Source organism: Cutibacterium sp., from assembly GCF_030525615.1.
GTDB lineage: Bacteria > Actinomycetota > Actinomycetes > Propionibacteriales > Propionibacteriaceae > Cutibacterium.
Window position 1 is genome coordinate 324,699 of the sequence record NZ_JAUNEJ010000001.1, and the last position, 13,811, is coordinate 338,509.

General features: G+C 60.1%; 11 protein-coding genes. 6 read left to right on the top strand and 5 right to left on the bottom strand.

What is annotated here, in order from left to right:
- Positions 1-158: 158 nt before the first annotated feature.
- Together Q4B98_RS01485 and Q4B98_RS01490 are read right to left on the bottom strand one after the other, a co-directional pair.
- Complete coding sequence (locus Q4B98_RS01485; protein WP_303194934.1) at positions 159-2,309, bottom strand: RecQ family ATP-dependent DNA helicase; 2,151 nt, start codon at positions 2,307-2,309, stop codon at positions 159-161.
- Between the two features lie 83 nt (positions 2,310-2,392).
- Positions 2,393-3,610 (bottom strand): UDP-N-acetylglucosamine pyrophosphorylase, encoded by a 1,218-nt coding sequence (locus tag Q4B98_RS01490; protein ID WP_303194936.1) that lies wholly within the window; start codon positions 3,608-3,610, stop codon positions 2,393-2,395.
- 357 nt (positions 3,611-3,967) lie between these two features.
- Between Q4B98_RS01490 and tgt the strand changes: the two genes are divergently transcribed.
- On the top strand, positions 3,968-5,221 hold the full coding sequence (tgt, locus tag Q4B98_RS01495; protein WP_303194937.1) for a tRNA guanosine(34) transglycosylase Tgt: 1,254 nt from the start codon (positions 3,968-3,970) through the stop codon (positions 5,219-5,221).
- Positions 5,222-5,245: 24 nt separating this feature from the next.
- Here the strand turns inward: tgt and Q4B98_RS01500 are convergent, their stop codons facing one another.
- Positions 5,246-6,019: a queuosine precursor transporter gene (locus Q4B98_RS01500; RefSeq protein WP_303195573.1), complete on the bottom strand. Its 774-nt coding sequence runs from the start codon at positions 6,017-6,019 to the stop codon at positions 5,246-5,248.
- A 37-nt stretch (positions 6,020-6,056) separates the two neighbouring features.
- Here Q4B98_RS01500 and pip point away from each other — a divergent pair, with 37 nt between their 5' ends.
- Complete coding sequence (gene pip / locus Q4B98_RS01505) at positions 6,057-7,061, top strand: prolyl aminopeptidase (RefSeq protein ID WP_303194938.1); 1,005 nt, start codon at positions 6,057-6,059, stop codon at positions 7,059-7,061.
- Positions 7,062-7,128: 67 nt separating this feature from the next.
- On the opposite strand, the gene Q4B98_RS01510 is transcribed toward pip, so the two are convergent.
- Positions 7,129-8,205 (bottom strand): phosphotransferase family protein, encoded by a 1,077-nt coding sequence (locus tag Q4B98_RS01510; protein ID WP_303194940.1) that lies wholly within the window; start codon positions 8,203-8,205, stop codon positions 7,129-7,131.
- A gap of 104 nt (positions 8,206-8,309) precedes the next feature.
- On the opposite strand from Q4B98_RS01510, the gene Q4B98_RS01515 reads away from it, so the two are divergent.
- The 4 genes from Q4B98_RS01515 to era are packed head-to-tail and all read left to right on the top strand — an operon-like array spanning position 8,310 to position 12,109.
- Entirely contained in the window at positions 8,310-9,338 is a 1,029-nt protein-coding gene (locus Q4B98_RS01515) for a PhoH family protein (protein WP_303195575.1), read from the top strand.
- A complete protein-coding gene (gene ybeY, locus Q4B98_RS01520; protein WP_303194941.1) occupies positions 9,335-9,802 on the top strand; it encodes an rRNA maturation RNase YbeY in 468 nt (155 codons plus the stop codon). Before Q4B98_RS01515 ends, ybeY begins: the two co-directional genes overlap by 4 nt.
- Positions 9,799-11,094: a hemolysin family protein gene (locus Q4B98_RS01525; RefSeq protein ID WP_303194942.1), complete on the top strand. Its 1,296-nt coding sequence runs from the start codon at positions 9,799-9,801 to the stop codon at positions 11,092-11,094. The genes ybeY and Q4B98_RS01525 overlap by 4 nt, the downstream gene beginning before the upstream one ends.
- Positions 11,081-12,109, top strand: a complete 1,029-nt coding sequence (gene era / locus Q4B98_RS01530) for a GTPase Era (RefSeq protein WP_303194944.1) — start codon at positions 11,081-11,083, stop codon at positions 12,107-12,109. Before Q4B98_RS01525 ends, era begins: the two co-directional genes overlap by 14 nt.
- A 9-nt stretch (positions 12,110-12,118) precedes the next feature.
- On the opposite strand, the gene Q4B98_RS01535 is transcribed toward era, so the two are convergent.
- Positions 12,119-13,615 (bottom strand): amidohydrolase, encoded by a 1,497-nt coding sequence (locus Q4B98_RS01535; RefSeq protein ID WP_303194946.1) that lies wholly within the window; start codon positions 13,613-13,615, stop codon positions 12,119-12,121.
- Positions 13,616-13,811 lie beyond the last annotated feature (196 nt).

Consider the following 13,811-nt stretch of genomic DNA (forward strand, 5'->3'; position numbering starts at 1 on the left):
GAATCCTCCTGGTGTTGTACTACCTCCATCGTGCCGCATCAAGGCTCGCTTGTCCGGCCCCGTTCGCGTTGAGGCGACGAATCTATTTCTTTTTTCATGAGGACAGGCCAAGGTTGGTGATTGATGCACATGGGTGCTTGGGGTAGTAGGCCGGAATGTCAGTGGGTTAACGCGAGAGCCAGCGGCAGGACGGGTCCCGACCCAGCTCGCCGCAGTAACCGGGCAGCGACAGTAATTGTCCACCGGCTGGAAATGACGTCGTCGACAAGGAGAACAGGTGCACCACCGAGGTGGGACAGCCTCGACATGAGCTGCGGCCCAATACTAAAACGGGCATACACGTCGCGCAGTCGGTAAGCCGAATTTGTTGACGAATCCAGACGCTGCGCGTTTTCTACAAGATCGAGCCAGCCAAGATCCTGGAGTTGCCCCACGCGGGCGAGTCCCGAGGCGAGGGAGTCTATGAGGTGGGGCCGGGTGACAGACGGTATCCGGACCACAGCAGACGGACGATGAGCCCAGTTCCATTCAGCCAGCATCCGGACGCAGGCCTTGGCCAGTGCCGGAGTGATATCGGCGTCAATAGGGGTGCCGGTGTCGTCGTTTCGAAGCAGGTTACGCACCGGGCCGCCCCAACCCACGTCGGACAGCCTGGCGATGACGCGGCCCTCTTCGGCGGTCTCGTCGGCGTCGATACGACCCTTGAGGTCGACACCCAAGGTGCCCATACCCGACGGCCACGTCGTACGCGGTTCGACGACAACACCGACTCGATCGAGGATGGTCTTCGCCAAGGATGATGCCGACGGATCAATATCTGTCGGGTACCACGAACCTGCGCAGATATCGCAGCGACCACAGGGAGCCGCAGACGGGTCGTCAAGCTCTCCAGTAAGAAAGGCCATTCGGCAGGTGTCGAGCCGTTCGTAGCTGAGCATTGCTCGCTGTTCATCGCGTCGCGCCTGGGACACTCGCTCATATCGCCTAGTGTCATGAACCCACGGTTTTCCAGTGGCCTGCCACCCGCCGCGAACCTTCTCGACCGCCCCCTCGACCGCCATCACCTTGAGCAACAGATCAAGCTGGCTGCGCTTGATTCCGACGTGGGCCTCCAGCGCAGGCACTGACAACACCTCACTATTGGACAGTGCTTTGAGAACAGCCTCGGCGTGTTCTCGGGTTGGCATGGTCGCCGTTGCAAAGTAGGTCCAAATGTCCTGATCTTCTGGGCCAGGAAGCAGCAGTACGTCAGCGTTCTTAGTGGCCCGACCAGCTCTACCCACTTGCTGGTAGTAGGCGATAGGGGAACTTGGCGCTCCCAGATGAACTACGAATCCCAGATCGGGTTTGTCGAAGCCCATGCCTAGGGCACTCGTAGCGACGAGAGCTTTTACCTGGTTGTTGCGTAGCGCCTCCTCAAGATCAGTCCTTTCCTCGGGGTCCGTGCGTCCGGTGTAGGCCCGCACGTGGTAACCGGCCTCGGCCAGTGACGTCGCGGTTTCCTCCGCCGTGGAGACCGTCAGACAGTAGATGATTCCTGATCCCGGCAACTCACCCAGGTGCTGAACGAGCCAGGCCAGGCGGTCTGTCGGTTTGGGGAGGTTGAGGACTCCCAGGCGCAGGGAGGATCGGGCCAGGGGGCCACGCAGTACGAATACCTCATCGCGGTTATCGAACGGCGCGATCTGTTCGGAAATGTCTTGGACGACTCGCGAGTTGGCGGTGGCTGTCGTCGCCAGCACCGGGACCTCGTTGGGCAGTGCGGAGACAAGATTGCGAATACGTCTGTAATCGGGGCGGAAATCGTGGCCCCAATCTGAGATGCAGTGGGCTTCGTCAATGACGAGCATGCCCATTCGCCTCACCAAATCGGGCAGCTGCTCGTTGGCGAACTTCTGATTGACGAGTCTTTCGGGAGATACTAACAGGACGTCGATGTCGTCAGCGTCGAGGCGATGAGCGATGTGGTCCCACTCGGTGGCATTGGCTGAGGAGATCGTGGCTGCCCGCACCCCGGCGCGTTTCGCGGCAGCTACTTGGTCACGCATAAGGGCGATGAGAGGGGAGACGATGAGGGTGAGACCGAATCCGGCAGCTCGTTGCAACAGGGCCGCGACGAAGTAGACCGCCGACTTTCCCCATCCGGTTCGTTGCACCACAAGAGCACGACGGTGATGGGCTACCAGAGCCTCAATTGCCTCCCACTGGCCAGGGTGGAAGTCGACATCATCACGACCGACGAGGTGACGCAAGACGGCCAATCCGCGGCTTCGCAGGTCGTTGGGGGTTGTTTCAGAAGTTGTCGTCATGGCCCCTCCTTTCGCCCCTCATCGTGCCCGGGGTCAAGGACGGTTTCGCGTCGAGACCCCGGAACGCCAAGAGAACAACGAAGTCAGAACGGTAACGGTAGCTGGTCAACAACTTCCTGGGCTTGGGACTGCTGGGCGGAGACGATTCCACCAAGCCATTCGACGACCGCTTCTCGAGTGGCTGGGTCGAATCCCTGTATGACGTCGAGGTAATCGGCGCCACTGTTCGCGGCTGCACCGCACAAACGCACCACGTCAGCAGGAGCGGGGGCGTCGACGGCGGACAGGGATGACAGGAAAATGTCGCAATTGTTGACTAACTGAGTACGCCCGGTATCGGTTGGCTGGACTTTGCCGATGAGAGACTTGAGTCTCTTGACCCGCTCGGTACGCGCCGAGTCGAGGTTGTCGACGGCCCCTTTCCATACCAGCCCAGATAGTCGATCGCGTGACATGAAAAGACGACGGATCTGGCGGTACCAAGCCTGCAGAGCCGACAGATTTCCCAGATAAGTGACGTTGTGGGCGATAATCCGATCGAGTTTGTGGTAGCTGGCTGGACTTACCGGGCGCTGACGACCGGCAGGAGCAGCAGTGAGAATCAGCTGGTCATCGTCGGGGACGTCATCACGCAGGATTGACCCAGCGCCCACCACGGTCCCGAACCCGGTAGCCACCGGGCCAACGGTGCCACCTTGACCACCAAGGAAGATCGGGTGCTGGTTGAGCAGGACTCCGTGCGGGACGTCTCCGAAGAGAGAGGCTGTCGTCTTATCTCCATCGGGGGTGAAGTTGAAGTGAATATAGGAGGAGCCGACCTCGGAATGATCCGAACGCGAGGTTCCACCGGCCATGAGGACATCACAGAAGTTGATGAGACTGCCAAGAGTGACGAAAGGCAACAGAATCGTCTGTTTCAGGCCGACGGTGTGGGCTCCATTGGCCTCTTCTTCAAGGATGGTGCCACCACGGATGTGGGCCCCAGAACCCAGGCTTGCCTCAGTCAAGAAGACGGCGTCCTGGGCAAATCCTCCCTTGAGCTTGACCCCGCTACCAAGCTGGCAGTCCTGAATCGTCATGGGAGCCTCATCGCCGAGCACACAACCCGGTGAGATGACAGTCCGACGGCCACGAATACGACATCCGGGCCCAATGACTACTCCCTCACCACTGATGTTGTCGATGTCCACGTCGTCATCAATGTCGACTGTCAGTGGGTTTGGAATGCGCACCCCCTTGTCGATGAGGTTGGCTATCTTGTCCAGGCCGCGCGGTTCCAACGCATGGGGGTAGATGTCCATCGATGGTCCTTTCGAGGTCGTGATCCGTTACAGTCACCCTAGTCATTGTCAGCAGTGTGTCGTGCCGCTATAGCGAGGACCACCAAGAACGTTGGCACTTGCTACAGCGAGAGTCTAAGTCGACAACGAGCGTGACAACCCTGGAACTACCACTGCCGATCGCATGGCAGGCACAGGGTCGTTGCCGCTAGCTGTTGCGGTTCAAGAGGTTTTGACCTTCCCGACGTCGTTTATGGTGAGTCAGGTTTTCCCGCGTTCGGTTGCTGAGACCAGCCCAGAGGAGAGGACCTACACGGATTCGTGGCCGAGAATAGTCGAGTCGGCACTACTGTTAGCTCCGCCAATACAATGACGGTCATGCCATTTGGATTCGATGTCACGTCACGTCTTAACGATTCCCCAGGGCGTACTGGCGTCATTCACACCCCACACGGTTCCATCGAGACCCCGGCATTTGTCGTCGTCGGGACTAAGGCGACCGTGAAATCTTTGTTGCCTGAATCGGTGGCTCAGCTAGGCGCTCAGGCGGTACTCGCCAACGCGTACCACCTGTTTCTCCAACCGGGTCCGGATCTCGTGGACGATGCCGGGGGACTTGGACGGTTTATGAACTGGCCTGGTCCGACCTTCACTGACTCCGGTGGCTTCCAGGTGCTCAGCCTCGGTGCTGGGTTCAAAAAGACGCTTGCGATGGATGTTTCTCAACTAACAGAGGCGGACGTCATTGCGGCTGACGCGGATCGCAAGGCAATGGTTGACGATGACGGTGTTACTTTCCGCAGTCCCCTCAACGGGGATCGCCATCGGTTCACCCCCGAAGTGTCGATGAGAATTCAGCACCACCTTGGCGCGGACATCATGTTTGCCTTCGACGAGTTGACTACTCTCATGAACACCCGCGCTTATCAGGAGGAGGCTTTGGAGCGAACTCGGCGATGGGCCGAGCGTTGTCTGGCTGAGCATCGACGCCTCACTAAGGCCCGAGTGGGTAAGCCCTACCAGGCCCTTTTCGGTGTCATCCAGGGAGCCCAGTATGAGGATCTTCGGCGCAAGGCGTGCCGGGACCTGTCTGAGATGGAGATTAATGGTCAGCGCTTTGATGGTTTTGGGCTGGGTGGCGCCATCGAGAAGGTCAATCTCGGGCGGATCGTTACCTGGTGCGCTGAGGAACTGCCAGAGGATCGTCCTCGTCACTTGCTGGGCATCTCTGAACCTGATGACCTGTTTGCGGCATGTCGCGCCGGTGCCGATACGTTCGATTGTGTGAACCCTTCTCGGGTGGCCCGTAATGCGGCGATCTACACGATTGACGGGCGTTACAACGTCGACACCGCTCGGTTCCGGCGCGACTTTGGCCCACTGGAGGAGGGCTGCGACTGCTACACCTGCACCCACTACTCGCGCGCCTATCTACATCACCTCTTCAAGGCGAAAGAGATGTTGGCCAACACCTTGGCAACGATCCACAACGAGCGTTGGACAGTGCGGCTGGTTGACCAGATTCGTGCTGCTATGCGTGGTGGAGACCTCGACGCCCTTGAAACCGAGTTCATGGGTCGCTGGAATGCCAACGGTGGAAGGTTGGCATCAGCGAAATCTGCCAAAAAATAGCCCGAAATTGCGATGTCAGCGCCATCATCGGCGCTTTTTGGCAGATTTCGCTGATAAACCCGCCAGTCTCTCCTGGTAGGTCGGTTCGTGCTTCTTGATCCAGGCGATAATCCGAGTTGTGACCGGGATACAGGCATACTCCACGAGGGTCTTCCACAGGAACCCGAAGAAGGCGTAATTGCACCACTGCCAGAAGCTGGTGATTCCAACGACCGGGGCCGCAATCGCGCAGAAGATAACGGTGTCTACGGCCTCGCCGGCACCGGTGGACCCCATCAACCGACCGACCAGACCGCGCTCCAGCCACTTGGCTTTGAGGCGAACCATGATGATCGAGTTCGTGAACTGTCCAGCGAGGAATCCGCATACCCCGGCTAGCACCATCTGCCATAGTGGTCCCAGCGACATCTCCAAGGCTGCGTCGTGGGCCACGGAGTAGGGGTCGTTGAATCCTGGCAGTGCGATGATGGCCCAGAAGCACAACATCGAAAGGATTGCGCAGATGAACCCCATGATGATGGCGCGGCGCGCTGCCTTGATTCCGTAGATTTCGGTGGTGATATCTCCCATGACATAGGCGAGCGGGAAGAGGAAGAACCCGCCGTCAGTCGTGATGGGGCCGAGCTGCACCCCCTTGGACCCGCCGATGTTGGACAGGATGACCACGACGCACATGAGTGTGAGCAGTATGTCGTAGTGCCCAGACCCGCGATCGGCATAAGCCGGGCTGACAGTGGTAGATGACCTGCGGCTGGTGCTGTCTGATGTCACGGCAAAATCGTAACCGTGTTGGCGAATACCATCGAAGTGATAACCACGACCAAAGGAGGCTTCCGTGACACTTGCAACCTCGGAATTCGGCATCAGCCCGCAGCGGGACTTGTACCCGCCGATCGAGCCATATGCCACTCAGATGGTCGATGTGGGTGATGGTCAGCAGCTCTATGTCGAGCAATGTGGCAACCCAGATGGCAAGCCGGTGGTCTTCCTGCACGGTGGCCCTGGCGGCGGCGGTGGGACTGAGCGTCGCCAATTCTTCGATCCCGACGCTTACCATATTGTCGTGTTCGACCAGCGTGGCTGTGGCTTGTCGACTCCGCACATTGCCAAGGCTCGCTCTCCCGAAGAGATGGCTACCAACACCACCTGGAACCTCGTGGAGGATCTGGAGAAGATTCGTGAGTCGCTGGACATAGACCGCTGGCAGGTCTTTGGTGGATCGTGGGGGTCGTGTCTGTCCTTGGCCTACGCTGAGACCCATCCCGAGCGCGTGACTGAGCTGGTGCTGCGCGGGATATTCACTTTGCGGCAGCAGGAATTGGACTGGTACTACAACTTCGGCGCGTCTGAGATCTACCCAGACCTGTGGGATAAGTTCTGCGAACCACTGCGCCGAGCCGGACACGACTTCTCTCGCGACAACATCGCCGCGTACTACGACTTGCTCTGGGATGACGATCCGGACGTTTACGGCCCAGCCGCTGTGGCCTGGACAACATGGGAGGGTGCGACAACCTCGTTGTCCTTTGACCCGTCTCACGTCGAGGAGTTCTCAGACCCGGAGTTCGCGCTGGCCTTCGCTCGCATCGAAAACCACTACTTCGTCAACCACGGGTTCATGGTTGAAGGCCAGCTACTGCGTGACGCCCACAAGTTGGCCGACATCCCGACGATCATCGTTCAAGGCCGTTACGACATGTGCTGCCCCGACGTCACCGCCGTCGACCTGTCCAAGGCACTGCCAAGCGCGGACCTGCGTATCGTGCTCGCTGGTCATTCTGCCTTCGAGCCGCTCATTGCTTCCGAGCTGGTGAAGGCCACCGACCAGTTCCGTGGCTGATACGTGTCAATGTTGGGGCCGGCGTCGAAAGGTGCCGACCCCTATTCTGATTCTGATCCTCTACTGCTCACCTACGGAAACAGGGGACCGTCTCCAATTCCTCGGGCCAACCCCACTCCTGGACGGCCAGGTCTGCGGCCCGACCACACATCCGCGCCAGGTTCGGCGTCTTTCCGGGGTGATCGGCTACCCACCGCCACCGCGAGACCAGACGTTGACGACCGCTGCCGAACCGACCAGATGTCTCCCTACGCTGCAACGGTTTCAGCGACAACTCGGTGGTTTGCAAGGTGGCTGCAGCTGCAGCTAGGGCAATCATGTCAGTGCTGACTTCCGGGCCAGCTTCCCGATAACCGGCCATGGCAGCTTCCCGAAAGGTCGCACTGACCTGACCGGAGTCATCGCAACCGACCCATGGCACCTGCAGATGAGCCACGTCGACCGCCGGGTGGTGGATACTGCTGGCCTCGAAGTCGATAAAGGTGGCGTGGCTGCCATCGGCGGGAATGATGATGTTCCCCGGGCACGGATCCGCTTGCGTGAGCACCGCCTCATCCCCGCCTGCGAGTTCGACAAACAGTCCGAGCTCTGCTGAAGCCTCCTCGCTGAGTACCCCGTCGTCCATCAGGTCGGCGAGCCTTGTTGCTCCGCGACTGGGCAGCCTAGGTGATGCTGGTCCGCCAGCAGTGACGGTCCTCGGGTCGGCTTTTCTCACGAGTCGCCGGAAGGCTGCAGCATCGGCGCTACGCATTGTCGCTCCCAGTCCGCGACCCCAGGCGCGGCCAGCCTCGACAGCGGCCTCGGGATTGCACCCGGACAGCACGTCGGCAAGGGTCGTCACCTGGCCAAGATCTGCCATGACGATAACTCTGAGATCCAGGTCAGCGGCTAACAAACGAGGTGCCCCGGGAATTGTCGCGAGCCCAGCCCATTCCCTCACGATCCCGAAACCGCCGGAGTTGTGAGCCATGGCCTTGGACCGGAAATACTTGGTAATGACGGTGCGAGCTCCCCGGCTAGCGACAGTGGAACCATCTACCCAGCACCGGACTACGCTGCTGCGCACGCCGTCGCGCAGCACCTCGGCAAAGGACAATTCTGTGCCCAGAACGAACGCGGCGTCGTCAATCCAGCCCAGTCCCATCTCCACCTCCTGGCACACTGCGGCAACGAGAACCGTCGTTGGTTACGTCTACAGTGGGAGAGTACACATTCCCCCTCACACCGGAGAGAACCCTGACCACCACCCTGCACCCTGACAACACCGATACCGACAAGCACGGTCCAGCGCGCCGGGTCGTAACGGTGCCCGCGTCGATTCCTATGGTCACGCTGGTAGGGCCGAACGACGAGTTCCTCAAACATCTCGAGGACGCCCTCGGTGCCGACATCTTGGTTCGCGGTAATGAGATTCACCTCGCCGGGTATCCCGCCGACCTTGCCGACGCCAGTGACATTCTTACTGAAATGATCACCATCATCCGCACCGGCCAGGGACTGTCGGCTGACGATGTAGACCGAATCGTCGCCATGACCCGAAACGGAGAGGGGCCGGCCGAAATCATGACGGCTGACATCCTCAGCAATCGCGGCAAGACGGTTCGTCCCAAGACCCTCAACCAGAAGCGCTACGTCGACGCCATTGATTCCAATACCGTCACGTTCGGTATCGGTCCGGCGGGTACCGGTAAGACCTACCTGGCGATGGCCAAAGCCGTGCAGGCCCTGCAGACCAGGCAAGTGATGCGGATTATTCTCACCCGTCCGGCTGTGGAGGCGGGGGAGAAGATCGGTTTCCTCCCCGGCACTCTCTCGGAGAAGATTGATCCCTACCTGCGCCCGCTTTACGACGCCCTGCGTGACATGGTTGACCCGGACTCGATCCCGCGTCTCATCGGCGCTGGAACCGTCGAGGTAGCACCGCTGGCCTACATGCGTGGCCGCACCCTTAACGACGCGTTCGTCATCCTCGACGAGGCTCAGAACACGTCACCCCAGCAGATGAAGATGTTCCTCACCCGCCTGGGGTTCGGATCAAAGATCGTCGTCACCGGAGATATCACCCAGGTTGATCTGCCGGGCGGAGTGAAATCCGGCCTACGCGTGGTGCAGGGGATTCTGGACGGGATCGACGACATCGCCTTTTGCAACCTCACCAGTCGCGACGTCGTCCGACACCGCCTTGTCAGCAAAATCGTCGCCGCTTACGACCGTTACGACATTGTCGCTGAGCCCCATGGCTCTAGAAAACCGCGTAAGAACAGGAATACCCGATGATCGACATCACCAATGAGTCCGGCTCCCCAGCCGATGAGGAGGGGCTCGTCGGATTGGCGACCTTCGCCTTGGAGAAGCTGCGAATCCACCCCTCTTCGGAATTGTCAATCATCCTCGTCGACGAGGAAACGATGGCGGCCTACCACGAGAAGTTCATGGGCCTTCCCGGACCGACCGACGTATTGAGTTTTCCCATGGACGAGATGCGCGCTCCCGGAAACGACGAGGACCCGCCCTCCGGTCTACTGGGGGACATTGTGCTGTGCCCAACTGTGACAGCTCGCCAGGCCGCCGAGAACGGTCGTACGCCTGACGGAGAGGCGGAATACCTCCTCATCCACGGTTTGCTTCATCTGCTTGGCCATGACCACGCCGAGCCGGAGGAAAAACGGGTCATGTTCGAGCTCAACGACGAGATCATCTCTGCGTGGGATGACAGTCGAGAACAGGCAGGTCAACTGTGACACAGCAAGAATGGGTCATTTTGGTGATTGCCGTCATCTTTACGGTGTTGGCAAGTCTCAACGTGGCCATGGAGACGGCCCTGCAGCATATGTCTCACTCGAAGGCTGAGGAGCTGGCTGCCGATGGGCGGAAGCCTCATATCCGGGTGCAAGACATGGTCGCTGATCCGGCCCCCTTTATTAACACCGCAATGCTGGTGAGGGTCGTCTCGGAAGTGACAGCGACGACGCTCGTTGCCCTCCTCATTTTCGGTCATTTTGATCTGCCCTGGCAGCAGGTTCTTGTCGTCGCAGCGATCATGGTCTTCGTCGATTTCATGGCTTGGGGAGTGGTTCCCCGCACCCTGGGCCGCCAGCACGATTCTGCGATCTGCACCTTTTGGTCGCGTCCGTGGGGAGTGCTGTCTCAGGTCCTCGGTCCTGTCGCGGCTCTGCTTATTCTCATTGGTAACGCGCTGACTCCCGGCAAGGGCTATGCCGAGGGGCCGTTCACTTCCGAGGCCGAGCTGCGCGAGATGGTTGACTATGCGGAGGCCTCGGACCTCATTGAGGCCGGCGAGCGCGAGATGATCCACTCGGTCTTCGAGCTGGGTGACACCCTTACCAAGGAGGTCATGGTCCCGCGTACCGACGTTGTGTTCTTGCCGTGCACCAAGAATTTGCGCCAGGCCATGTCTCTGGCCCTGCGCTCCGGATTCTCCCGAGTTCCTGTCGTCGGCAAGAGTCTTGATGACGTTCGTGGCGTCGTCTACCTCAAGGATCTTTCTCGGCGAGTCCTCGACAACCCGGAGGGTTACGCTTCCGAGACTGTCGAGTCAATCATGCGCCCGGCGGTTGTCGTACCTGATTCCAAGCCGGTTGACCAAGTGTTGCGCGAGATGCAGCGCGACCGCAATCACCTCGTCATCGTTGTCGACGAGTTCGGCGGCACTGCTGGTCTGGTGACGATTGAGGACATCGTCGAGGAGATCGTTGGCGAGATTGTCGACGAGTACGACGCTGAGCCGACCCTCACCGAAGAAATTGAGGACGGGGTCTTCCGGATTTCCTCGCGTTTGCCGGTAGACGACCTGGGCGAGCTGTTTGACCTCAAGGTCGACGATGACGACGTTGAGACCGTCGGTGGCCTGATGGCTAAAGAATTGTCCGTTGTCCCCATTCCCGGATCTGTCATCATCTGGGAAGGATTAGAGATCACTGCTGAGAAGGCAACCGGTCGACGTCACCAGGTGGATACCTGTCTGGTGAAGCGGGCACCCGAGGAAATCTCTGAGGAGGATGACGATGAGTGACGACGAGATGCCCTCTCTTGCCGATCTCATGGACGGCGACGATGAGCAGATCTCCGACGTCGACTACGTAGCTGCCCGGGTGGCGGAGTCCACCCGCGCCGGATTCCATTCCGGGTTCGTGTGCTTCGTCGGGCGGCCTAACGCCGGTAAGTCGACCCTGACGAATGCCTTGGTCGGCTCAAAGATCGCGATCGCGTCTTCCAAACCCCAGACGACCCGTCATGTTATTCGCGGAGTCGTCACCGACAAGGACTCCCAGATTGTCGTCATCGACACCCCGGGGCTTCACAAGCCGCGTACTCTGCTGGGACAGCGCTTGAATGACCTCGTCTTCGACACCTGGACCCAGGTTGACGTCATCGGGGTCTGTCTACCGTCTCATCAGCGGATCGGGCCGGGGGACACCTACCTCGTCAAGCAGATCGCGGACCTTCCTCGCAAGCCTGCCCTCATCGCCTTGGCGACGAAGTCAGACCTGGTCTCCTCAGTGCGAATGGCTGAACACCTCGCCACCATAGACAAGCTGCAGGCTGAGGTTGGTATTGAGTTTGCTGAGATCATTCCCTGCTCCGCAGTCTCGGGCGAGCAGATCGACGAGGTTCACGACGTCATCGCATCTCTGCTGCCGGAGGGACCTGCCTATTACCCGGACGGTGAGGTCACCGACGAGCCGACCGAGACCCTCGTCGCTGAGCTCATTCGCGAGGCCGCTCTGGAAGGTGTGCGAGAGGAGCTTCCGCACTCGCTAGCGGTGGAAGTCGTGGAGATGAGGCTGCGCGAGGGGCGTCCGGAGGACCGCCCGTTGCTCGACGTGCACGCATCCTTGATCGTCGAGCGTGAATCCCAGAAGGGAATCATGATCGGCCACCGTGGATCCCACATCAAAGAGGTCGGCACCCAGGCCCGCCGCCAGATCACTGCTCTGCTGGGAACGCCAATTCACCTGGACTTGCAGGTCAAAGTGTTGCCGAACTGGCAGTCTGACCCCAAATACCTCAGCCGGTTGGGGTTCTGAGTGACGTCTTCACATCGCTGAGGCTGTCACTTCGCCGCCGACGATCGTCAGATCACTGGTCATTTTCGCAAGCTTTTCCCCGGAGAGGTCGAAAGGGTTACGGTCCACGGCGATGACGTCACTCGGGCCGTCTTCGACCACCTTGGCGACATGGCGAGTGCTCGACAACAGGGCCTGGGAGATGGTGAGGGCCTGTCTCAGGTGCCACCCCGGGCGATGGTCCCCGGTTCTCTCGACGGCTACCCGTATGGCAGCCCACGGATCGATGGGGGAGACCGGGGCGTCCGATCCCATAGCCAACGTGATTCCGGATTTCACCATGTCGGCGAATCGAAAGCAGCGGTCGGCTCGGTCTGCCCACATGACGTCGATGGCATCGCGGTCATCAACCATATGCAAGGGCTGGACACTGGCTCGTACACCCAGTTGTGCGAATCGGGGCAGGTCGGAATCGGTGAGGACTTGGGCGTGCTCCACTGATCCGGTGATACCGGTGGCATGGAAGGCGTCGAGGACTTCCCGGACAGCGCGGTCGCCAATCGCATGGGCGGCACACTGCAGGTTGGCAGTTTTCGCCCGCATCATAAGGTCGACGAGGTCTTCGGGCGTAATCGAGTCAACCCCCGCCCCGTCAGGCCCGCCTCCGGCCGGGTACGAGTCCATGCACCAGGCCGAGCGTGTCGACATCGATCCGTCGACGATGACCTTGAGCGGACCCATCGAGACCCGGCTAGGGCCAGGCTTGTGCGTAATAGGGGACTGCCCGGTGGCTAGCCCTTGTGCGATGGCCTCCTCAAGACGCTCGGGGTAGACGCTGACTTCGACCCGCACCGGGCAACGTCCGTCGGCCTCGCGGCGCAGCCAGGTTTCGACGGTGGTGTCGAATTCCATGTCACGGATGCCGATGATTCCCAGCCTCGCGGCAGCTCCAGCGCAGCTCCCCACCCAACCGTCGAGCACGTGTGGATCGACGTGGGAGAGCTGAGTCTGGATGTCGAAGCTGGCTTGTTCACGGAATAATCCATTGCCCTGAATGCCGAGTTCATGCATTGCTGCGGTATTGCACCACACCGAATGAAGGTCAGCAGAGACCAGGACGACTGCACGGTTCCCGGTCACAGCGTCGAGCTGAGCGGCGTCGGGATCAGAACCCCACATTGAGGATCGGAAACCAAACCCTTGCAGAACGGGTTCGTCACTGTCCATGCGTCTTTGGACGTGAGCAGCGACTTCTTTGAGCACTTCTTGGTAACCGGCGGTCTGACTCACCAGGAACTTACGTGACGCCAACGCCCATTGTCCGGTATGTACATGCTCGTCCCACAGCCCAGGCATGAGAATGCGTCCTTCGAGGTCGATACTCCGCACAGCCTCGGCGGAGTCGGTGGCACGCTGCCGGGCTTGTGGACCCACGGCGACGACGCGACCATTCAGCAGCACATCGGTGGGTTCGCCGGCTGACCCGTCAACCAGGTCGAGAATGCGGGCGTCGTGAAGCAGCAGCATGTCCAGATGGTCCCACCGTCTGAGGTCTATGTCATACTTCGGACGATTTTGAGAACCACTGCGAGTTCTCGCGACTCGGTGTACTGTGACAGCCATGTCGCGCGCGCTCCTGCTTGTGTGCCGCAGCGGGGCCCGTTGAAAGGGTGGCCTCCTCGCTGCGGGTGATCGGGCTGCCCGAGAAACCACACACGTTCGG

What these genes read in the sequence shown, in the direction of transcription:
- Q4B98_RS01510 (WP_303194940.1), bottom strand. Translation starts at nt 8,205, where the DNA reads ATGGGACTGGGCTGGATTGACGACGCCGCGTTCGTTCTGGGCACAGAA.
- era (WP_303194944.1), top strand. Translation starts at nt 11,081, where the DNA reads ATGACGATGAGTGACGACGAGATGCCCTCTCTTGCCGATCTCATGGAC.
- tgt (WP_303194937.1), top strand. Translation starts at nt 3,968, where the DNA reads ATGCCATTTGGATTCGATGTCACGTCACGTCTTAACGATTCCCCAGGG.
- Q4B98_RS01485 (WP_303194934.1), bottom strand. Translation starts at nt 2,309, where the DNA reads ATGACGACAACTTCTGAAACAACCCCCAACGACCTGCGAAGCCGCGGA.
- ybeY (WP_303194941.1), top strand. Translation starts at nt 9,335, where the DNA reads ATGATCGACATCACCAATGAGTCCGGCTCCCCAGCCGATGAGGAGGGG.
- Q4B98_RS01535 (WP_303194946.1), bottom strand. Translation starts at nt 13,615, where the DNA reads ATGCTGCTGCTTCACGACGCCCGCATTCTCGACCTGGTTGACGGGTCA.
- Q4B98_RS01490 (WP_303194936.1), bottom strand. Translation starts at nt 3,610, where the DNA reads ATGGACATCTACCCCCATGCGTTGGAACCGCGCGGCCTGGACAAGATA.